At 52.5% G+C, this 22,589-nt stretch carries 9 protein-coding genes; 8 read left to right on the top strand and 1 reads right to left on the bottom strand.

Features of this window, described 5'->3' with window-relative positions; translation table 11 throughout:
• The first annotated feature begins 85 nt into the window (after window positions 1-85).
• The 4 genes from BCM02_RS11090 to BCM02_RS11075 all read left to right on the top strand — a co-directional run bounded on the left by BCM02_RS11090 (window position 86) and on the right by BCM02_RS11075 (window position 4,407).
• A complete protein-coding gene (locus tag BCM02_RS11090; RefSeq protein WP_148929126.1) occupies window positions 86-1,399 on the top strand; it encodes an extracellular solute-binding protein in 1,314 nt (437 codons plus the stop codon).
• A 69-nt stretch (window positions 1,400-1,468) separates the two neighbouring features.
• Entirely contained in the window at window positions 1,469-2,338 is an 870-nt protein-coding gene (locus BCM02_RS11085) for a carbohydrate ABC transporter permease (RefSeq protein ID WP_148929125.1), read from the top strand.
• Window positions 2,339-2,351: 13 nt separating this feature from the next.
• Window positions 2,352-3,209, top strand: coding sequence for a carbohydrate ABC transporter permease (locus BCM02_RS11080; RefSeq protein WP_246183319.1), 858 nt, complete (start codon window positions 2,352-2,354; stop codon window positions 3,207-3,209).
• Window positions 3,210-3,417: 208 nt separating this feature from the next.
• Window positions 3,418-4,407, top strand: coding sequence for a tRNA dihydrouridine synthase (locus BCM02_RS11075; RefSeq protein WP_148929253.1), 990 nt, complete (start codon window positions 3,418-3,420; stop codon window positions 4,405-4,407).
• Between the two features lie 87 nt (window positions 4,408-4,494).
• Here BCM02_RS11075 and BCM02_RS11070 read toward each other — a convergent pair whose 3' ends face one another.
• Window positions 4,495-4,791 carry a YolD-like family protein gene (locus BCM02_RS11070; protein WP_187434152.1) on the bottom strand — a complete coding sequence of 99 codons (297 nt, stop codon included), beginning with the start codon at window positions 4,789-4,791 and terminating at the stop codon, window positions 4,495-4,497.
• A 385-nt stretch (window positions 4,792-5,176) separates the two neighbouring features.
• Between BCM02_RS11070 and BCM02_RS11065 the strand changes: the two genes are divergently transcribed.
• From BCM02_RS11065 to BCM02_RS11050, 4 genes are read left to right on the top strand one after another with little or no spacing between them, the layout of a single operon-like run.
• On the top strand, window positions 5,177-9,664 hold the full coding sequence (locus BCM02_RS11065; RefSeq protein ID WP_148929123.1) for a non-ribosomal peptide synthetase: 4,488 nt from the start codon (window positions 5,177-5,179) through the stop codon (window positions 9,662-9,664).
• Between the two features lie 28 nt (window positions 9,665-9,692).
• Window positions 9,693-12,806, top strand: a complete 3,114-nt coding sequence (locus BCM02_RS11060; protein ID WP_148929122.1) for a cyclic peptide export ABC transporter — start codon at window positions 9,693-9,695, stop codon at window positions 12,804-12,806.
• Window positions 12,807-12,828: 22 nt separating this feature from the next.
• A complete protein-coding gene (locus BCM02_RS11055; protein ID WP_187434151.1) occupies window positions 12,829-16,572 on the top strand; it encodes a non-ribosomal peptide synthetase in 3,744 nt (1,247 codons plus the stop codon).
• A gap of 22 nt (window positions 16,573-16,594) precedes the next feature.
• On the top strand, window positions 16,595-22,570 hold the full coding sequence (locus BCM02_RS11050) for an SDR family oxidoreductase (protein WP_187434150.1): 5,976 nt from the start codon (window positions 16,595-16,597) through the stop codon (window positions 22,568-22,570).
• Window positions 22,571-22,589: the final 19 nt, after the last annotated feature.

Here is a 22,589-nt window from a genome sequence, read left to right as displayed (position 1 = left end):
TGCAGGTATTGTGAATGGAGTAATCCAGGCGCGCCTCTTAAAATGTGAGAAGAAACAACGATTCTGCCGGGGAGGTTTTCAAGAAATGAAAGCGTTGCTAAAAAGATCGATGGGGGTTGCGCTGGCTATCGGCGTCGCAGGCAGCATAGCCGCATGCTCGTCACAGAATTCGGGGGAGGCGCAATCGGGCGGGAGCGGCACGATCAAATTGACGCTCTGGGATCAGTCCGTCGGCAATACGGATCCGTCGGCCAAACTATTGCCGGAAATCATTGAGAAATGGAACAAGGATCATCCGGATATTCAAGTCGAACGGACCGGTACAACCGGCGAGCAGTATAAGACCAAAATCAAGACCGCGCTCGCGGCAAACGAAGCGCCGGACGTATTTTACGGCATGGGCGGCGGCAGCTTTATGCAGCCTTATATCAAGTCCGGCAACGTGCTCGACATTACGAGCCATGTCACGGACGACATCAAGGCGAAGATGGCGCCGGGGATGCTGGAGGGCATCACGACCAACGGCAAAATCTACACGCTGCCGGTCTATACGCATATCGCGAGCCTTTACGTCAATACGGAGCTGTTCCAGAAAGCCGGCGCCAAGATTCCGACCACCTATACGGAGCTGCTCGACGCGGTATCGAAATTGAAGGAAGCGGGCATTACGCCGGCGCTCATCGGCGAGAAGGACCGCTGGCCGGGCATGTATTGGTACGACCTCATCGCGATGCGCCAGGCAGGCAACGACGCGGTTATGGCGGCGTTCAAGGATCCTTCCCAGTGGAATTCGCCCGACTTCGTCGCGGCGGCCGCCAAAATGCAGGAGCTGGCCAAAGCCGGCGCCTTCAACAGCAGCATGTTCAGCATGAGCTACGACGAGATGCTCGGCGCCTTCAATGCGGGCAACGGGGCCATGATGGTCCAAGCGAACTGGGTCAATGGCGGCATCGAGGACGCGTCGTCTGCCGTTAAGGGCAAGGTGCAGGTCGTTCCCTTCCCGATCTTTGAAGACGGCAAGGGCAAGAACACCGAGATTTTCGGCGGAGGCCAGGACGGCTTCTACGTCAACAATTCCACCAAACACCCGAAAGAAGCCGTCGAATTCCTCACGTATTTGAGCATGGAGCTCGGCACGAAAGGGTTCCAGGCCGGCGCAGGGCTTCCTTGCTGGAATACGGACGGGCTCGACACGTCCAACCTGTCCGAGCTTGACCAAGCCGCCGCCGAGATCATGAAAACGGGGAACTCGTTCATTACGTGGTGGGACAATATTCTCCCGGCCGAATCGGCGGATGCGCACAAAAACTTGATTGCGCAGCTCTTATCGGGGGAGATTACGCCGGAGCAATTCTCCGAACAGATGGCGCAGCTGAAACCGACGGAGCTGGATCTTTGATCCGAAACTCGCCCGAAATCCGATGCGGTTAGGGATTCCCCTAACCGCATCTTTGATAGGAGAACCCTGATGAATACTGTATTTTCGAATAAAACGGCGATTTGCCTATTCGTTCTGCCGACGCTCCTCATTTTTTGCGGCATCGTATTGGTTCCGATTGTCGTCTCCAGCTATTATAGCCTGCTCGATTGGAATGGCGTGGGAAAAGGCACGTTTATCGGCCTGCGAAATTATGCGGAAATGTTCACCGATACGCGTGCCTTGCATGCGATGAAAAATTCGCTGTTGTTCGCCGCCGCGTCCGTGTTCATTCAATTGCCGATTTCGCTGCTGCTGGCCCTTATTCTGGCGTCCGCGGTCAAAGGGGAGGGGTTTTACCGTACGGTCTATTTCATCCCCGTTCTGATCTCTACCGTCGTGATCGCGCAGCTGTGGTCGAAAATCTACAACGCGGACTATGGCCTTCTGAACACCCTGCTGAAGGAAATCGGACTGTCCGGTTGGGCGCAAGACTGGCTGGGGCAGAAGAAGACGGCGCTTGTCTTCTCTTTTATTCCGACCCTGTGGCAATATATCGGTTATCATATGCTGCTGATGTACGCCGGAGCGAAGTCGATTTCGCAGGATATATTCGAAGCGGCCAAGATTGACGGGGCTTCCCGCGTGCGTACGGCGTTATGCATCACGATTCCGCTCATGAGGCCGATTCTCAAAGTCTGTCTTGTCTTCTCGGTCATCGGCGCGTTCAAAGTGTTCGATCTGGTCTACGTATTGACGGGCGGGGGGCCGTTTTTCTCCACCGAGGTGCCGAGCACGCTCATGTACACGACCATTTTCGATACGTACCGATACGGATACGGAAGCGCGATATCCGTCTTTATCATTGCGGAATGCCTCGTGTTTACGGGCCTGATCAATAAATTTTTCAAAACCGAATAGGGGGGTGACCAAAGTGAGCGTTGCAGAAGCGGCTTCGCAAAGAAGGCCAAGGCTCGCCGGCAACATCATCATGCAAGCGTTTTTGATCGTGATCGCGGTCACGCAGATTTATCCGCTCGTTTGGCTGGCGTTTTTCTCTTTGAAAGATAATGGGGAGATTTTTAGCGGCGATGTGCTCGGACTCCCCAAAAAGTTCCTTTGGAGCAATTATGTGAAGGCATTTACGGAAGGTCAGGTCCTCACCTATTTCTTCAATAGCGTGCTGGTCACCGCGGTCACCATTCTACTTGTCGTGGCGCTATCCTCGATGACGGGCTATGCCATCACGCGGATGAATTGGAAGTGGAACCATGCGACGATGATGCTCATTCTTCTCGGCATGATGGTGCCGATTCACGCGGCTTTGCTGCCGCTGTTCATGGTCCTCAAGAACTTGAAATTGTTGAATACCTATTGGGCGCTGATCATTCCTTACGTCGCTTTCGCGATCCCGATGGCCGTGTTCATCCTCGCCAGCTTTTTCAAAGGCATTCCCCGCGAGATGGAGGAATCCGCGGTCATCGATGGATGCGGAATCTACCGGACTTTCCTGTTCATCGTATTCCCGCTTGTTCGTCCTGCGGTGGCGACGGTATCGATCTTTACATTCCTGTCCTCTTGGAACGAATTAATGTTCGCGGTGACGTTCATTAACGACGCGTCCATGCAGACGTTGACGGTCGGGATGATGTCCATGGTCGGCACCTATATCACGCAATGGGGGATTATCGGCGCGGGACTCCTGATTACGACTATACCGACCATTGTCATTTATTTGCTGCTCAGCAAACAAGTACAGAACAGCATGATTGCCGGCGCCATTAAAGGATGAAGATGCTAACAACCGCGTCCATTGGGACGTGGTTTTACGTTAGAGATATTGGTGAAGGCTAACAGGATCAAACCTCGGGCTTATGATATAATCAAAGGTATGTCTGCGGTAAGCCTATACGGATGCTTGAGCGTAGTTCCACTGACATAGAAGAATATACCATTTTCGGAGCAACGACTGTTCTGGTAGTATTGAGGGGTTTTTGATGATGAAAGAAAACTTTTGGCGTGATTTACCACGACCATTTTTTGTGCTGGCACCCATGGAAGATGTGACGGATGTTGTTTTTCGTCATGTCGTAAGCGAGGCTGGCAGACCGGATGTGTTTTTTACGGAGTTTGCGAATACAGAGAGTTATTGTCACCCGGAGGGGAACAAAAGCGTGCGTGGGCGCTTGACTTTTACCCCAGATGAACAGCCCATTGTAGCACATATCTGGGGGGATAAGCCGGAATTTTTCCGTGAAATGAGCATCGGTATGGCGAAAGAAGGATTTAAAGGGATCGATATTAATATGGGTTGTCCTGTGGCGAATGTAGCAGAGAATGGGAAGGGCAGCGGCCTGATCTGCCGTCCTGAAATCGCAGCGGATATCATCCAGGCCGCCAAAGCAGGGGGACTGCCTGTCAGCGTAAAGACAAGGCTCGGTTTTAGCGACGTAGACGAATGGCGGGACTGGTTAACCCATATTTTGAAACAAGACATTGTGAATCTGTCTATTCATCTGCGGACAAGAGAGGAAATGAGCAAAGTAAAAGCGCATTGGGAACTGATTCCGGAGATTAAGAAGCTTCGTGATGAGGTGGCGCCAGATACGCTTCTGACCATTAACGGGGATATCCCTGACCGTCAGACCGGCTTGCAGCTTGCTGAGCAATACGGTGTCGACGGTATTATGATCGGGCGCGGGATTTTTCAAAATCCATATGCTTTTGAGAAAGAGCCGAAGGATCACGGCAGTGCGGAATTGCTTGATCTGCTGCGGCTCCATCTGGATCTCCATGATCAATATTCAGCAGAGGTACCACGTTCGTTTAGCGCGCTTGCCCGCTTCTTCAAAATCTATGTCCGTGGGTTTCGAGGGGCAAGTGAACTCAGAAACAGCTTGATGAACGCCAAATCATCAAGCGAGGCGCGTGCATTGCTGAGTGAGTTTAACAGCAAAGAGCATGTTGGAGCGGAGGAGCATGGAAATTAGATGGATAACTTAGAACGTTAAAACCCTTGAGAATCAAGGGTTTTTTTGTTTTTCTTTATAGTCATTGACGAGAATTAACATCCTGCATCAGGGGTCGATACAAGACACATCGATAATATCGTGGAAGAATATCCATTGGCCCCCTAGGTTAAGGCGATTATGATTTTGGTCAAGGTTTTCGACGATTCCGTTGTATGTTCGTTCCTCATAAGAGCCAAATACCGTAATCAAAATACGTTTTCGATCCATGTACGAATATCGGATGGATTCCGCAATCTCGCGTACCTTCTCATTGGTTAAAGCTGTTTTTTGACGGATCAAAGGGTGTGCGTTGTTACGTGTTCTCCGTTTTTTTTGCTCCGCATAAACAGGTTGCTGTACCATGTCAGTTAGCCCCCTCTTGGACATATAGGAACATTTGTTCTTAGTATACCATAGGTTGTGGACCTGGCCTAGTGTAACCATACCCTACCTGGAAAAGCCCCTAAACGAACAAGAGTAGAAAAGAGCTTATCGATCCAAATGTCAACCTAATGCATCAATCTATTACACTCGTTTGGATAATATTATCCACCCAGTTCCTCTCCGGCGTGATGGTATCATAGATGCATATCTAGCTAAATTTTGGACGAAATTTATCGAAAACCAAAATTGAATACACACACAACACATGACCCGGCCTATGATTCGCACAATCTAAGGCCGGGTCATGTGTTGTGTGCCGGTACGATTAGGAAACAAAGGCAATGCGTGAAGAGAGGATGCCGAGATGAATCGTGTAGCAGAGCAACATTCCGTAACATTATATCCATTGACCCATCCGCAACAACGAATATGGCTCGTCGAAAAGATTTATCCGGGAACGACGATGCATCATATTTCGGGCATTTCGTTGGTGAAAGCCGAGCTGGATTGGAAGACGCTGGAGGCGTCCATTCACCATTTTATCGCTTGTCACGACGCGGCGCGTTTCCGTTTCGTGGAAAGGGATCAAGAGGTTTGGCAATATATTCACGAATTCGAGCCGTTCACGATCAAGCAGGTTGACTTCAGCCAGTCTCATAGCCCTCAGCAGGCATTCGAGGACTGGTACGCGGACCGTTCTTCTTCATTCGCCTTCGACTTGTGCAATCGTCCTTTGTTTGATTTTACTTTCGTGCGGCTAGACGAGCTTCAGACCGGCTTTTTTTTCACGTTCCACCATCTGATCGCAGACGGTTGGTCGCTCGGCATGATGGTCAATCGGATATGGGAACAGGTCGCCTTCCTATCGCGGGGGCAGATTCTTACTGCGCCGCCTCAGACGACCTACCTGGATTACATGGATAGCGAAAGCAACTATTTGAGCTCAACCAGATTTCAAAAAAACAAATCATTCTGGCATGAGAAATTTCATGACTTGCCGAGCAGTTATAGGACTGGCGATTCAGCAGGTACTTCGGGCAAGAGGAGAACGTTCAACCTGAACGCCCAAACAAGCAAGGCGATTAAGACACTAGTGGACGATATCGGATGTTCATTGAATACATTCTTCGTCTCCATCATGCTCATCTATCTCTCCCGAGCGGAGCAGAAGCAGGATATCGTCATCGGGACGCCGGTGCTGAATCGATCAGGACGAAAGGAAAAACAAACGTTCGGCATGTTTACTTCTACGATGCCTTTTCGGTTCAAGCTGAACGATGACCTTTCATTCGAGCGGTTATTGCTTGAAGTCAACGGCAATTTAAAAGAATGTTATTTTCATCAAAAATATCCGTATGATCAACTCGTTCGCGATCTGGATCGAAGAAAAGAGGGGAATGACGACCTTGTCGATATTTGCGTGAATTACTACAACACGCGACTCGTTACGGAAATCGACGGATGCCCGGTTGTCACGACCGAGCTTTATAGCGGCCATCAGCTGTATGCGCTGCAGCTCGTAGTGAAGGAATGGTCCGTCGACGAAGGATTGATGATTCATCTTGACTATAAGACGGGCGTATACGCGGAAGCGGAAATCGAACGCATCTGGGAACGACTTCACGATTTGGCTCGATTGCTTGTAGAAAATCCGCTCCGGCGCGTTGGAGACGCGAGCATGGTTACGGACGAAGAAAGAGAAAGACTTATTCACTATTGGAATGATACCGCCGCGGATTATCCGGCAGGCAATCTCATCCATCAGTTATTCGAGGAACAGGTATTCCAATCACCGGATCGGATCGCGATCCATGATGAACATGAAAGGCTCACGTATTCGGACTTAAATCGCAAAGCCAATCAACTGGCAAGGCAGCTGCAAAAAAAAGGGGCGGTTCGCGGGTCGATCATTGCCATCATGGCCAAGCATTCCGTCGAGGTTGTCGCGGCCATTCTAGCCGTTCATAAGACGGGCGGGGCTTACGTCCCGATTGATCCCGACTATCCGGCGGATCGGATTCGATATCTATTGGAGGATTCGGGGGCAAGCCTCTTATTAACGAACGGAACCGCACTAGTCGATACCGAATTCAACGGTTTGGTTCTGAATTTGTATGGCGAGCGAGTAGAGGAGCTGGATGACGCGAATTTGGATATAGACCATGATCCTGCGGATTTGGCCTATATCATTTATACTTCAGGATCGACGGGCAAACCCAAAGGGGTCATGATCGAGCATCAAGGATTGATGAATTATATATGGTGGGCCAAAAAGCAATATGTTCGCTCGAACACGCAAACGTTCGCACTATACTCATCGCTATCGTTCGATCTAACGGTTACGTCTTTGTTTACGCCGCTGATCAACGGCAATCCAATCGTGATTTATCGAGATGATCGCAACGAGTTCGTTCTCCATCGCATCGTGAGCGAAAATCGCACGAATATTTTGAAGCTGACGCCTTCTCATCTGTCGTTGTTGAAAGACATGGATCTGAGAGGAAGCTCGATCCAATGCTTCATTGTCGGCGGGGAAGATCTCAAGACAAGTCTTGCGAGCCGCATCCACGAATGCTTTGGCGGGGAGATCGACATTTATAACGAGTATGGACCTACGGAAACGGTTGTCGGCTGCATGATCCATCGCTTCGATATTCGTCATGACGTTGGCGTATCGGTACCGATCGGGAGACCGGCAGATAACGTGCAGCTGTATATTCTGGATGAGCAATTGAATCTGCTGCCGGAAGGACAGATCGGAGAGCTCTATATTTCGGGCGATGGCGTCGCCAGAGGCTATGTCAATCAAGCGGAGTTGACTCAACAACGCTTTCTCTCCAATCCATTCATGCCGAACAAAAGAATGTATAAAACAGGCGACTTGGCGCGATACCGGCCGGACGGCAAGATGGAATATACGGGGCGGAGGGACAATCAAGTCAAAATAAAAGGCTATCGTATCGAGCTTGGCGAAATCGAGAGCGCCTTGCTTGGACATGAGGACATCCAGGAGGCCGTGGTCGCCGCTGTTCCGGACACCAATGGAAGTTCTATGTTACGAGCTTACTATATCGCTCGCAGCGCGATCGAGGATTTCGAGATTCGCACATACTTGCTTGGCAAAGTACCGGTTCATATGATACCCGCGCAGTTCGTGCCCGTCGAAGAAATCCCGTTGACGCCGAATGGAAAAGTGGACTTCGTAAAATTATCCGACATCCCGCTTGATAGTCGCCATGAGGAATCGGAGTCAAACTCGAGCGCAAGCAAATGGGAGACGCTCGTCTACCAGACAGTAGCCAAAGTGCTGAACATCGAGGGAGTCGGCCATCATCACAACTTTTACCAGATGGGCGGCGACTCGATCAAAGCCATTCAAATTTCTGCGAAATTGTTCGATATCGGGATCCAAGCAAACGTAAAAGATATTTTGTCTTTTCCGGTCATGAAGCAATTGGCCGCAATCGTGCAATTGAATCACCAATCGGCAAATCAAGAACGAGCACCCCTACAAGGTGAAGTAGCGTCCACGCCGATCACGGCATGGTTCTTGGAACAAAAGTGGGCCAACCGGAACTATTGGAACCAGTCCGTACTGTTGGAAGTCGACGTCCATGCGAGCGCGGAAGCCGTTGAACGCGCCACGCAATACGTGATCGCGCATCATGACAGTCTGCGCATGAATTTGAATACGGGCACAGGCCGGCTTTATTACAACGAGAAACATGTGTCGGCTCCATTTCGGCTGGAACGCTTCGACCTTTCGCAATTGAAAGAAAAGAGCATCGAACTCAAATCCGGGATGAACATCGAAGACGATTTATTGTTCCGGGCTGCGTATTTTAGCGCCGTGGGTCAATCGCCCGTCGTTTTATTTACAGCCCATCATCTTGTGATCGACGCCGTATCTTGGCGAATCGTGCTGGACGACTGGCTGATGTTTCTGCAAGCTGTCCTTCAGGCCAAGGAGCCGAAGATGCCGAGAAGAACAAGTTCTTTCCAAGACTGGGCGAAAGCGCTCCACGAGGGCGGAGACATCTTTGTGCAGGAACTTGCCTACTGGAGCGAACTGGATCACGACGCTTTTGTTTTGCCTCCGGATGGGCAGCCGGACCAGAAGGGCGTAAATAAACGCACGTTGACGCTTTCCTTGGACGAGAACGAAACGGAGTTTCTGCTCACGAAGGCGAACCTCGTTTGCAACACGAGAACGGACGAATTGCTGCTTACCGCGCTCGCATTAGCTGTGAACGAGGAGACGCGTAGCAAGGAAATGGTCGCAGAGCTCGAAGGCCATGGTCGCGAGGAATTGCGGGACAATTTGGATGTGTCCCGGACGGTAGGCTGGTTTACGTCGATGTATCCCGTTCGATTGCGCTTGGACGGGGAACGCCTCGTCGACCATGTGAAAGGAATCAAAGAACAACTGCGCGCGATACCAAACAAAGGAATCGGGTATGGGGTCTTAAAGTATGTGAAGCGGCGCCTGCCGGCGAAGGAGAACCTGAAGAGAATCCGATTCAACTACTTGGGCGAAATGGACAATCGATTCAAAAATGAAGCGGCGCGCATGAGATTCGATGACCACGGAGAGGAACAAGATGCCTGCAATGCGATGACGAGCCTGTTGGAGATCAATGCCCTGGTCGTGGGCGGCAGGCTTACGGTGTGGGTCGCATTCGATGAATCCGACTACCGATTCGATACGATCGATCGCGTTTCCAGGCGTATGATGGGGCATATTCAAGCGATCTTGCAATTTTGCGCCGAGGCGGAACGAATTGAATATACGACATCCGATTTTGACGCGGCGGAGCTATCCCAGGCGGAGATTGAAGCGTTGTTTGAGTAAAGAATTCATAGAGTCAGGTGGAGCTTAGATGAAGCATGCGAGAAGAAGATTCGGATTGTTGGCCGGCTTGATCATCGCCGTCGCTTTGCTCGGATTCCCTTGCACGGCGAACACGGTTGCCGCCGATCCGATCGCTAACTTCCCGGCCGAGAAGATCGAATCGTTCGTCAAAGAGCGCATGGATGCGATGAAAATTCCAGGTATGTCGTTGACGATCGTCAATGGAGATACGACGGCATATGCCTATGGATTCGGTTATGCGGACGTCAAAAATAGAGTTCCGGTAACGTCCGATACTTTATTCGAGATCGGCTCGAATACCAAAGGATTTACGGCGCTGGCGGTTCTGGCGCTGAGGGATGAAGGAAAACTTAGCCTGGACGATCCGGTGCAGAGCTACCTGCCGTGGTTTCAAACCGTGTACAAAGGCAAAGAGGTCAAAGTGACGCTGCGGCAGCTGCTTCATCACACAAGCGGGATCGAGCTGGACTGGTATCTGGGCGAAATTCCCGAGCAATCCACGCTCGAGGAGACGGTTCGCATCGTAAGCGACAAGGAGCTGAAATTCGAGCCGGGCAGCGTGTACCGTTATTGCACCTTAAACTATGACATTCTTGGTCTGATCATCGAGAAAATTAGCGGCCAATCATTCGATCAATACATCGAAGATGAGGTATTGTCGCCACTAACGTTAACAAACACCTATATCGATCGCGACAAAGCGATGGATACGGGGCAAATGGCGCAAGGCTACAAGTTGATGTTCAAACGGAACGTTCTGTACGACGGTCCTTATCATGCAGGCAATAAACCTTCGGCCTATATGATGATGAACGGCAACGATGCCGCGAAATGGTTGAAGATGCAGTTGGGCGCGCTGCCGGTGCCGGAATCATTCGCGCGTAGAATGAACGAAACCCATGCGGCCGACCGGACCGTAGCGCCTTCTTACGATCTCGCTTCTTACGCCATGGGCTGGGAAGTGTTTCAGAGCGGTCAAGGCTACATTGCGGGTCAAGGCCTGAATCCGGCCTATTCTTCCTACTTTGCCCTTCGTCCAGGCGAGAAGTGGGGCGTTGCGCTCATGACGAACCTGGGCTCGGAAGCCGTGGTGCCGATCGGAGCGGGCATTATGGACATTTTGCTCGACAAAAGTCCGGTGAAAAGCCCTGAGCCCTATATGTATATCGATAACGTCGCCACGCTTGCGGCGGGAATATCGCTCCCTCTATCCATCTTATCGCTGGTTCTAATCTTCATCGCCGTCTTTGACATCTTCAAGAGAAGACGACAACGGATCGCGATTGGGCTAAAGGAAGGTTTGGGCTTCGTTTTATCTCTATTGTTCTTCGGATTGTTCGCCCTATGTATATCCCGGATCAATAACGTGTTTTACCAGGGATACACGTGGAACACGCTCAAGATTTACGGCCCCGGAAGCTTATATCCTTCGGCGATATTGGTCTTCTCGGCGGGTGCAGTATTCTTAATTTATTACTGGTTGACGCACCTGTATCCGAAGAACAACGACCGGCCTTACTTTGCCTTGCTTACGTTGAGCTGCATGAGCGGATTCGGCAACGCGATGATTATTTTCATGATCATGGAAGCGCTGAATCGGTTGAACGGAAACAATTATTTCTTCAAGAACGGCAATGAACTGGTGATCTTCTTCGTTCTCGGGTTGATTCTATACGCTTACGGACAAAAGGTGATCCGCTCTCGGTTGATCGTCATGACGAACCGGATCATTTACGAACGCCGGATGGATACCGTTCAAAAGGTGTTGAACAGCCCGCATTTCAAGCGCGAATCGATCGAAGACGGGAAAATTTTGGCCAGCTTGAATAACGATACCGAGACGATCAGCCGGATTGCCAACACCTTGGTCACGGTATTGACGGGCATGGTCACGGTCATCGCTTGTTTCCTCTATCTCGGATTCGTGAACTTGCCGGGGCTGCTGCTTACTTTCGGAGTCCTTGCGGTTGCGGTCGGATTATATGCCTGGATGAGCACGGTGTCGAGCCGTTTATGGGAACAGGCAAGGGATATTCAGAACGCGTTCTTTCAATTCGTGCAGGATTTGATGTTCGGCTCGAAAGAGCTGTACCTGAACAAACGCAAAGCCCGCGATTTCACGCAAGATATGGACGAAACCTGCCGTACATACCGGGACAAACGGGTCGACGCGGAACAAAAATTCGCCAACGTTTTCATTATCGGCGAACTGCTCTTCGTATTTGTCATGGGCGCGGTGACGTTCGTATTCCCGCTGCTCACATCGAACGATAACTATCAAAATTACAGCAGTTTCGTGTTTGTGTTCTTGTATATGACGGGCCCGATTTCGATTATCGTCAGCTCGATCCCCGAGGTATTGCAAATCCGCATCAGCTGGAATCGAATTCGCGATCTGCTGGCGGAGCTGACGCTGCTGGAAAGCCAAGAGAAGCTTCGCGAGGCCGACTTGAAGCCTGATCAAGCGTTCGTCTTGGAGATTGACGGCGTCACGCACACGTTCAGACAATCGGATCATGCATTCCGGCTAGGTCCGATCGACGTGGCGTTTCGCTCGGGCGAGATCACCTTCATTACCGGAGGCAACGGAAGCGGGAAATCGACGCTGGCCAAACTCATGACCGGTTTATACGCGGCGGAGGAAGGAACCATCCGATTGAACGGGGAACCCCAAACTTACGAGGAGCTGGGCCAATACTTCTCCGTGATCTTCAATGATGTGCATCTGTTCGAGAAATTGTACGGGATCGAAACGAACGGCAAGGAAGACGAGATCGACGCCTATCTGTCCTTGCTTCAGCTGAAGGAGAAGGTCCGCATTGAGAACGGGCGGTTTTCGACGCTGCGGCTTTCAACCGGACAGAAGAAGCGGTTGGCGCTGCTGGTGAGTTTAATGGAAGACCGGCCGATCATGCTGTTCGACGAATGGGCGGCCGAGCAGGATCCGGAGTATCGCTTTTATTTCTATCACCAATTATTGCCTGAGCTGAAACGAAAAGGTAAATGTGTCATTGCGATCACGCACGACGACGCTTATTTCCATCTCGCAGACCACGTGATCAAAATGGATTGGGGCAAAGCGAATGTCAGCTTTTCGCTTGCCGTGCCCGCGATATCTTAACGAGCGATTAGGAGGTCACGATTTGATTGAACCGCAAACGATCAGTCGCAATAACGTAGAAGATGTGCTCTCCCTTACCCCCGTGCAGCTAGGGATGCTATTTCATACGCTGAACGCAGCGGAGCACGAGCTGTATCAAGAACAATTGTGCTTCACGCTGGCCGGAGAGATCGACGGGCGCTTGCTGCGGCAGGCGCTGGCTTGCGTGATCGAGACCAACGAGATGCTGCGTGCGGTATTCCGGTGGCAGAAGCTCGAACACCCGGTTCAAATTATACTGAAAAAAGCGGATTTGCAATGGAAGGATCACGATTTCAGCACGTTGGAACCGGAAGCTCGAACCCAAGCTTTGATCGAGCTGAAACAAGCGGATCGCGCAGAACGCATCGATATCGCATCGCATCCTGTGCGGGTCACGCTATGTAAATTGTCGGCTCGGCAGTTTGAAGTCATGCTCAGCTACCATCATATGGTTATGGACGGTTGGAGTTTGGGGATCGTGTTGAAGGAATGGCTGGATACCTATCGGTCGCTTCGTTCGGGGCACCAGCCTGATCTTGTACCCAAAATTCCATTCAAACAATTCGTCAAACTCGTGCAGCAACGAGACAAGCAAGCGGAGCGGACGTATTGGGAAGCTTACCTGCAAGGCTTCGAAAAGATGAACGTGCTGTCCGGCCCCAAGAGCGAGAAGGAGAAATCGGATGCCGTTTTTCAATGCTGCGTTCTGCAGACGGAGCTTCAGCCCCGAATTCACGCGTTCTTGACTCGTCACCGGTTGACGCTGGCCACCCTTCTCTACGCGGCGTGGGGAGTATGTCTGCAAAGGTATTGCGGCACCGACGATGTCGTGTTCGGGACGACGGTGTCCGGGCGATCGGCTCCCATTCGGGGCATGGAACAGATGGTCGGCATGTTCATCAATACGCTTCCGCTGCGGATTCGTGCTCATTCAGGCCAATCCGTCGATGACTTGCTGCAGGAGGTTGCAACGGATATCCAGAACCGGATGCCCTACGACCGCACTTCTTTAGTCGATCTGAAAGCGTACTGCGGCTTCGAGGGAACGGGGGATATGTTCGATTCCATCCTGGTCCTGGAAAATTATCCGATCGAGCGTTCCTTGCAAGCGGAGAATGAATGGGCGTATATCGAGAAAGCGGCCATGGCGGAACAGACGCATTATGATTTGACCATTACGGTGATCGATGCGGATCGTCTCACGTTCGAGTTTCGTTATCGTTCCGGCGCGCTAGCCCAAGAAACGGTCCAGGGCATGGCCAAGCACTTTGAACGGATCGTCGGCATCTTGATCGACAACCCGCAAATGCCAGTGCATCAAATCGGCATGCTGGACGAAATCGAACAACAGCGGTTGCTGGAATGGGGGCGGAATCCGCGGCCATTCTCCGAAGCGATATCCATTGTGGATATGTTCGAAGCGCAGGCGGCGGCTTCGCCGGAAGCGCTGGCCGTCGTCTATGACGGAAGGGCGCTAACGTATTCCGAATTGAATCGAAGAGCGAATCGGCTGGCTCATTATCTGCGTCAACAAGGGGTACGGAAAAATCAAGTTGTCGGGATCATGGCTGAACGCGGCCTCGAATTCATGGTCGGCATCCTGGCCATTCTCAAAGCAGGAGGCGCCTATTTGCCGATTGATCCGGATTATCCGGACGAAAGAATCGAATATATGATTCAGCATTCGAAAGTGGAATTGCTCTTGGCGGGCAAGCCCTCCGAGACTCGGACCCCCTTCACCGGCGGAGCGGAAGTCGTCGCGTACGATGAAATCTCGGTAGACGCACAAATGCCGGATCACAACTTAGGCGTCGCTTATGATCCGGATCAACTGTTCTATGTGCTGTATACGTCGGGTTCGACGGGGAATCCGAAAGGCGTCATGATTCGCGCGCATGCTTTCGTCAATCTCATTCGCTGGTTTACGCGCGAATTCGATCTGAACGCCAACGACCGCGTGCTTCTCATCGCGCCTACCGGATTCGATCTGGCGCAAAAAAATTTGTTCGGCGCTTTGGTGAGCGGGGGACAGCTCTGCCTCTATTGGCCCGGCATATTCGATTACAATCGGATGTCCAATCTAATTCAGGATTCGCGGATCACGATCATTAATTGCGCCCCAAGCGCTTTCTATCCCTTGATGGACTTTAATCAGGAGACGAACTTCGTCAGATTGTCCAGCTTGAAGCGCGTATTTCTGGGCGGAGAGCCGATCCATAACCGGAGAATTCGGCCTTGGATCGCTTCGGGAACCGCGGACGTGGAGATCATCAATTCCTACGGACCGACCGAATGCACGGATGTCGTTTCCTATTATCGATGCGACCGTCGGCACTTGCTCTCCGATCAGGCGATTCCGATTGGCAAACCGATCGATAATGCGGAATTGTACGTGTTAGGCAAAGATGGCCATCTTCTTCCGGCTGGATGGCCGGGAGAATTGTGCATCGGCGGAATGGTGCTCGCACAAGGGTATTACCATGCTCCGCAGCTAACGGCGGAACGTTTCGTGCCGACGCCGCATTTGCCTTCTCCGCGCGTATATAAGACGGGCGATCAGGCGAGGTGGCTGCCTGACGGCAATTTGGAATATATCGGGCGAATCGATAACCAGGTCAAAATCAGGGGCTATCGCGTAGAATTGGCCGAAATCGAGAGCAGTTTGGCGCGAGTAGAGGGGATCATTCAATCCGTCGTCACGGTAGGAGAGCGCGCGGACGGACATCGTTACTTGTGCGCGTATTACGTTGCCGATCGGGAAATCCGCAAGGAACATTGCATTCGAACCATGTCCCGAGAACTTCCCCACTTTATGATTCCGGATACCTTTGTGTCTCTGGACCAATTTCCGCTGACGCCGAATGGCAAAATCGATCGCCGCGCATTAGGGGAACCTGCGGAAGAAGCCGCTTCCCCGCCAATCCCGTTTGCAGACCGTGCAGAAGAAGCCGAGCTGGTTGAAATATGGCGCCGCGTGCTGGGCCCTCGGCCGTTCGGCGTTCACGATCATTTCTTCGATGCGGGAGGAAATTCGTTGCTGCTGATCCAGATGCATGGTCTGCTCGAGAAGAAGTTTCCCGGAAAGTGGGAGATCCCGGATTTGTTCTCGTATCCGACGATTGCCAAGATGGCGGCCTATTGGAGACAAACGGAATCCGCAGCGAGAATAGAAGGCTTGCCGTTCCCCCAAGACTATTATTCGGTCTTCTATTCCTTGTCGGATACGGACGTCGTGCCGTTGCCGATCACGGGCATGCACAAAGAGAAGCTGGAGCAGGTTGCCTCACGCGAAGCGATTCCATTGCCCGATATTTTGCTATCCGTGTGGGTCTATTTACTGCATGAAATATCCGGTCAAAGCATCGTTCCCGTTTATGTTTGCGGACGTTCGGTTGCGGAAGCCCGGTTATTGAAGGTTGAGCTTGCAGGGTTGACGGATTTCGAAGCGCTATTCGATAAGGTGCGCGAGCTGCAAAGCGCACAGAAGGAATGCAAGCGTCTCTCGGTCCCGAAAGACTTGACCAAAGGGAAGCCTGAGAGGATCGTTGTCGGATTCCACGATGCTGACAATCGGTCGGAAGCGATTCTTGACCGCACGCCCATTGATTTCATGCTGCAAGTCAGACAGGAGAGGGACGAAATTCGTCTTGGCTTCGTGTATCGGACAGATCGGCTTAAGCTCGAGAACGTCAATCAGGTGTTGAACGCGTACGACAAGCTACTGACCATGTTAATCCAGTCGTAAGGTGATAAAGGGGGGCTTCCGCTTGTTAAAATTCGATCAAGTCCAATTGAAGGAGCTCACGACGCTTCGTTCGGAGAAAGCGTCCCATGAATCGATCGCGGTCATCGGGATCGGCCTTCGTTTCCCGCTAGCTGATCGCGTCGAAACGTTTTGGGACAATTTGAAGCAGCAAGTCGATTGCGTAAGGGACATCCCCGATTCAAGGGAACAAGATGCCCGGGATCTCATGCAGCATCTGGGGATTCGGTTGGAAACCGATTCGTTCGCGCAGATCGCTTATTTGGATGAAATCGATACCTTCGACTACGGTTTTTTTCATCTCTCGCCTAAAGAAGCTTCCTTGATGGATCCGAACCAACGTTTGTTCTTGCAAACGGCGGTGACGGCTATCGAAGACGCAGGCTATGGCGGCCATCAACTCGCGGGGTCGAGGACCGGCGTCTACGTCGGCTATGGTTCGGAAGCGGTCTACCACAGACTGATTGCCAGCGTGGAACCGAATGCGCTGCCGATGGCCGTCGCCGGAAACTCCAAACCGATCATCGCGAGCAGGCTCGCCTACGGGATGGATTTCAAAGGTCCCAACATGCTGATCGACACGACGTGCTCCTCTTCGTTGGTTGCGGTTCATATGGCTTGTCAAGCGCTGCGCAACGGGGAATGCGAGACCGCGATCGCGGGCGGTTCGCAAATCCATTTGATTCCGGCGAGACAGACGGAGATCGGAATCGAGTCCTCGGACGGCCGAACGAAAACGTTCGACGATCGCTCGGACGGGACGGGCAGCGGCGAAGGCGTCGCCGCCATTCTGCTGAAGCCGCTGCGAGCGGCCTTGCGTGACAACGATCGTATTTATGCGGTTATCAAAGGATCGGCGGTTAACCATGATGGAGCCTCCAACGGAATAACGGCCCCCAATGCGCTTGCGCAAGAAGACGTGCTCGTTCGCGCGTGGGAAAATGCCGGAATCGACCCGGAATCGATCTCCTACATCGAAGCGCACGGGACCGGCACCAAACTGGGCGATCCGATCGAAATCGACGGCATTACGAAAGCGTTCCGCCGCTACACGGATCGCAAGGGGTTTTGCGGCGTTGGATCGGTGAAAAGCAATGTCGGACATCTGGATCACGCGGCCGGCATCGCGGGTCTGATCAAAGCGATCCTCGCGGTCCATCACAAAGAAATTCCGGCCACCATGCACTATCAAGTTCCGAACCGCAATATTCGATTTGAGAACTCGCCCGTCTATGTCGTCGATCGGCACCTGGAGTGGGAGAGAGGTCAGACTCCGCGGCGATGCGGCGTCAGTTCGTTCGGCATCAGCGGGACGAACTGCCACGTCGTGCTTGAGGAAGCGCCCGCGCCGGCCGTCCATGCGGAAGCTGATTCGGCTTCGCCCTATGTATTGACGATATCGGCAAGAAGCGAATCCGCGATGCGGGAATGGATCGAGCGTTATCAAGAGCGGCTGCTAAACCACAAGGAGGCGAATATCCGCGACATTTGCTATGTGTCCAATACGGGGAGGGGACATTACAGCCACCGATTAGCCGTCGTGGCGGCTAGCATGAACGATTTGAGGAATAAACTTTCGCAGCTCCATCACGAAAGTCTAAACGACTTGAAGCTACCGGGCGTGTTCTATGGTTACCAGCGCGCTGGCGCGAACAAACCGAACGGCGACAGCGCACACGACCTGACGAGGCAGCTGACACTCGGCGAGGAATCCCGGCAGTCGGCCGCCGAACGGTTGAGCGAATTGTACGTCCAAGGGGAAGACATCGATTGGGAAACGTTCTACCAAGGAGCACGGCCTAGGAAAGTCAGCCTGCCTACGTATCCTTTCGCCAAAAACCGCTGCTGGTTGGAGAAGAAAGAATCGATCGCCCTGTCCCGATCGCAAGGGACAATGCCGCAAGCTCCGTTAATAGACCGTTGCTTGGTCAAGTCCATGAGCACGGAAATTTATGCGACCTCGTTTGCTTCGGATCGTCACTGGGTGTTAAACGAACATCGCATGATGAATGAAGGTCTGCTGGTCGGTACCGGCTATTTGGAAATGGTGCTTCAAGCGGTAGGCCCGCGCTTGGACGGCGCCATCGCCGAATTCCGCGACGTGCAATTTATACAGCCTCTCCGGCTGCGAGATGACGAAGCAAGGGAAGTCCATCTTGTGCTGGATACCGGCACGCAGCCGCGAATCGGGTTCACCATCGCGAGCGCAACGGAAGACGAGAATGGCTGCGAACACTGGGTAGAGCACGCCACGGGCACCATCGAGCTTCGATCCCGAGAAGCAACAATCCCGCGCGTGGATATCGAAGCGATTCGAAATCGGGCTAGCAGCGACTATTTGATTCCCGACATCGATGCCTATCAAAGAGAAACAATCTTCGAGTTCGGTCCCAGATGGCGCAATCTGGCTGAAATGTACGTAGGCGAAACCGAGTTATTGTCTTATCTGCAAACACCTGAAGCATTTGAGGGGGAGATTAAAGATTATACGCTTCACCCCGCTTTAATGGATAATGCGCTGACAACGGTGCCCCTGGTTCGTAGAAATTTACCGGAGTCGATGCTACCTGCGCCTCCCGTCTTTCTTCCATTCTCCTATCGAAGCATAAAGCTGTATACCCGCTTGCGCAAACGATTGTACAGCCATGTTCGATTGAAGGAGCCGATCACCGAACAGACGGAATTGGTCGCATTCGACATCACCTTCGCAGACGAATCCGGCCAGGTAATCGCCGAAATCGAGGACTATACGTTGAAGAAGGTAAGGGCGGCTGCCCCTGTACGCGATGAAGACCCTCTATTTCATCAATTGCAGTGGGTGTCATTCGATACAACTCTGCGAGCAGCCGCGAACGTCGGCGAAGTGCTTCTGCTTGCGAACGATAACAAGTGGACGCAGCGATTCCGCCAGGAATTGCAAAGCAAAGGAATTCCCGCCATTCAAGCGTCATGGGGCGATGAATACCGGAAGCTCGGACCGGACGAATACGCCGTTAATGGCTCGCAGGACGATTTCGAGCGGCTTATCGCCGATCTGAACGCCCGCAATCTCACGCATGTCGTGCATCTGTATGCCTTTGACGATCAATCGGTTGCAAGTGAACAAGAGCTGGATCGCGCTCTGGAGAAAGGCGTGTACAGCTTATTACATGCAGTCAAAGCGATCGGCAGCCAAACTTGGAACCAGGCGATCGAGATCGTATGCGCGGTGAAGCAGGCGCATGAAGTAACGGGACAAGAAGACGAATTGTTCCCGCAGCACGCCAGTCTGTTGGGATTGGCGAAGGTGATTCCCGAAGAATATGCGAACGTTCGCTGCCGCTGCATCGATGCGGACGAGACGTTCTCGCCGGAGCTGTTGACGGAGGCCTTGCTTGACGGGCTCGATTCGCACGCCGCGGCATTCCGTCAGGGTCAATGGTACCGGGAGCAGCTGCGCGAACTCGACATTCGCGAGCGGACGGAGAAGCCATTCCAACTTCAACGAACCGGCGTATACCTCGTCACGGGAGGAACCGGAGGAATCGGACTGGAATTGGGCAAGTTTCTCGCCTCCCGGGAGAAGATCAATCTGGTCTTCCTGCAGCGAACGCCGATGCCGGATAGAAGCGAATGGGAGCAAATCCGTCAGGCGAATGACCCGGCGTCCAAGCTCGTTCGTCAAATCGCCGCCATCGAATCGATCGAACGATCGGGCGCGAACGTCGAATGTCATGCCGTGGATGTAGCGTCCTACGAGGCCATGCGGTCGTTATTGCTCGCGCTGAGAGCGCGACTCGGGTCCATTCGGGGCGTTATTCACAGCGCGGGAGTGGCCGGGGACGGCTTGATGTGGAACAAGACGGATGAAGATTTCGCGCGCGTTTTAGCTCCGAAAATCGCGGGGACATGGCATTTGCATCAATTGACGGCACAAGATCCGCTGGACTTTTTCGTCCTGTGTTCTTCCTACAACACGATTGCGGGGTTTGCCGGTCAAAGCGATTATACGGCCGCGAACGCGTATTTGGATGCCTTTGGCGCCTATCGGGCCAAACAGAATCAACCCGTGCTCACGATCAATTGGCCCGTCTGGAAAGAAACCGGCATGGCGTTCGACCGTCAAGCGAGCGAAGACGGCCTGTTGAAGGCCATCCCGACCAGCCAAGCGTTGCACGCGTTCGAACGTTTACTGCGTACGGATGTGAGCCGCGCGCATGTCGGCGAATTGAACTGGAATGGCTCCTTTCACGGGAAGACGATCCGCGATCTCGGAATCGACTTGTCGCCTTCGCTCAAGCAAGAGATCGATCGAATCGCAGCGCGCGGCAGCTTGCCTTCGGCAGCGGATCAACACGAAGAAGTCGTATTGGAAGGAAACGAGGCGGGCGTTTACTCGGACTGGGAGAAGCGGCTGGCGCAGCTTTGGCATGATATTCTCGGTTTTTCATCCTTCCGTCTGGATGATGACTTCTATGATCTTGGCGGCGATTCCATTTCGGCGATGATGCTCGTGTCCGATCTGAAGAGCAAGTATCAAATCGAGGTTCCGCTGCAAGAAATTTTCCGCCGGCCGACCATTCAACAACTGGCTCAATTCATCGCGGACAAAGCAGAGGTCAAAAGCGGAAGCGAAGGCAGCCGCAGCATCTCCCTTACAGCCGAGAAGGCGTACTATCCCGTTTCTTCCGTTCAGAGAAGAATGTATTTGATTCACCAAGCGAACAGGCGGGATCTAAGCTACCAGCTGCCGCGAATGATTCAAATCGACGGCGCGTTTGACCGCGCGCGGTTTGTCGCAGCCTTTCAACAATTGGTAAGGCGACATGAGACGTTAAGAACCTCCTTCCATATCGTAGAAGGACAGATCGTGCAGAAGATTCATCCGCAGCTGGAGCTTGCGATCGAGGCGTTCGAACCGTCCGATGAAGGAGCGGAAGAACTCATGGCGCGATTCGTAAGGCCGTTCGATTTGGAGCAAGCGCCTTTGATCCGGGTCGGACTGAAGAGACAGAGCGAAGATCTCCACTACCTGTTATTCGATATTCATCACATTATTGCGGATGGAACGTCGTTAACGCTGCTCGTCAAGGAGTTCGTCCAGCTGTATCAAGGCCATTCGCTTGCCGAATTGCCGATCCAATACAAGGACTATGCGATCTGGCATAACGAGCTGGCCGGAACGAATGAGATGGAGACAAAAGCGGCGTACTGGCATCGGCAATTTGCCGGAAGCCTTCCGGTGCTGGAGCTGCCCTTGGACTACCCGAGAGGAAGCCAGCCCGATCAACCGGAAGGCAGCCAGATTTCGTTCAAGGCAGACTCGGCTTTGTCATCGGCATTAAAGGCAGCGGCATCGTCGCAAGGACTTACCTTGTTCATGATGCTGTTCGGCGCTTATTCCTTGTTACTGTCCAAATGCAGCGGTCAGGAAGAGGTAATCGTCGGATTTCCGATCGCAGGCCGCGAACGTTCCGAGACGGAGCCGCTCATCGGCATGTTCGTCAATACGCTCGCCATCCGGAGTTTCCCGCAGGAAGAGAAGTCGCTCGGGCAGTATCTGGAGGAAATCAAGCAATCGTCCCTCGAAGCGTATGCCAATCAGGATTATCCGTTCGAGAAGCTGATTGAAGCGCTGGATCAGACATGGGAACCCGATCGAAATCCGCTGTTCGACGCGCTGTTCGTCATGCAGAACATGGAGAGCCCGGTTTTCCGACTGGATGAACTGACATTCACGCCGCTTGAGACGCGAGCAAGAACGATTCCGTTCGACCTCGAGCTGGAAGTCATCGAAGACCAGGGAGAAATTCGGTTTCATTTGTTCTACGCAGGCCGCTTGTTCAAGAAGGAAACGATGGAGCGGTTCTCGGCGGATTTCGTGCACCTGTTGAACATCATGGCGGACAATGGCGACCGTTTGATCCGGGATGTTCGCTTGGCATCCCGCCTGAATAAGGCGGACGATTTGCTTGCCGATGTACTGGATATTTCATTTTAGCAATCGCAAATCTGGAGGA

The organism is Paenibacillus methanolicus (genome assembly GCF_008124765.1).
In the GTDB taxonomy this organism is placed as follows: domain Bacteria; phylum Bacillota; class Bacilli; order Paenibacillales; family Paenibacillaceae; genus Paenibacillus_Z; species Paenibacillus_Z methanolicus.
The sequence above is the reverse complement of the archived record's forward strand: the minus strand, read 5'-3'. Positions and strand labels throughout refer to the sequence as shown.

Bases quoted from the DNA above. Each gene is read 5' to 3' on its own strand.
- BCM02_RS11090 (WP_148929126.1), top strand. From the start codon at position 86: ATGAAAGCGTTGCTAAAAAGATCGATGGGGGTTGCGCTGGCTATCGGC.
- BCM02_RS11085 (WP_148929125.1), top strand. From the start codon at position 1,469: ATGAATACTGTATTTTCGAATAAAACGGCGATTTGCCTATTCGTTCTG.
- BCM02_RS11075 (WP_148929253.1), top strand. From the start codon at position 3,418: ATGAAAGAAAACTTTTGGCGTGATTTACCACGACCATTTTTTGTGCTG.
- BCM02_RS11070 (WP_187434152.1), bottom strand. From the start codon at position 4,791: ATGGTACAGCAACCTGTTTATGCGGAGCAAAAAAAACGGAGAACACGT.
- BCM02_RS11065 (WP_148929123.1), top strand. From the start codon at position 5,177: ATGAATCGTGTAGCAGAGCAACATTCCGTAACATTATATCCATTGACC.
- BCM02_RS11060 (WP_148929122.1), top strand. From the start codon at position 9,693: ATGAAGCATGCGAGAAGAAGATTCGGATTGTTGGCCGGCTTGATCATC.